The organism is Nitratidesulfovibrio oxamicus, from assembly GCF_015731765.1.
In the GTDB taxonomy this organism is placed as follows: Bacteria; Desulfobacterota; Desulfovibrionia; order Desulfovibrionales; family Desulfovibrionaceae; genus Cupidesulfovibrio; species Cupidesulfovibrio oxamicus.
In genome coordinates this window covers 1-709 of sequence record NZ_VRYY01000715.1, presented here as the reverse complement: position 1 = coordinate 709, position 709 = coordinate 1, and the positions used below count along the sequence as shown (strand labels likewise).

Annotated in this window: 1 protein-coding gene; it reads right to left on the bottom strand. The window is 69.7% G+C overall.

Annotated elements, in window-relative coordinates; all coding sequences use genetic code 11:
- Positions 1–262: 262 nt before the first annotated feature.
- A partial coding sequence (locus FVW20_RS17580; RefSeq protein WP_196610599.1) for an HPP family protein occupies positions 263–709 on the bottom strand: 447 nt, incomplete at its 5' end.

Sequence of the window (709 nt, the reverse complement as noted above, 5' to 3'; positions counted from 1 at the left end):
GTCTGCCGGGGCCGCCTGGGCGGGCGCGGCAACGGCCATGCCGCAGGCCACGGCCAGCAGGGCCGCCAGCAGCAGCCCGCCGATACACCGGGTGTTCAGGATGGTCCGAGTTTCGTGTGCCATTGCAGCCTCCTTGTCGGTCACGGCAAGCGTGAGTGCTTGCCGTTATAGGCTTTGGTGCCGCATAGCATATTTTTCGTGACTGTACACGTGCGCGCAGGGGCGCGGCGGCGCAAGGGCTGCGGGGCGGGATTGGGGGTTGTCAGCGTTGTCCCGCGCTTGTCCGGGCCCCCTCCCGCGCGCTTGACAGGGCGGTCAGCACCGGGTGCAGCACAAAGACCAGCCCGCCAACCCCCAAAATGCCCAGTCCGGCCTCGTACAGCCCGTTGCCCAGGGGGTGCAGCGCCATCAGCGCCGTCCCCAGCACGCAGGCAAGGAAGGCGCCGGTTTCCGTCCTGTCCTGATGCAGCCCAAGACACTTCGGACAGTTTTCGCCTTCAGGCGCGGGGTAGGCGAACCACACGCCGTTCCACGTCATGGCCGCCAGCACGGCCACCACGGCGCCCCAGGCCATGTGCAGCGGCAGCAGCAGCGGCGGCATGGGCAGGGGCAGCAGTACGGGGATGGCCGCCGTGGCCGCCGCCGGGGGATGGTCCGCATCGGCCAGTTGCATGAACAGTGCGGCAAGGGCCACGGCCAGCCCCAGCGC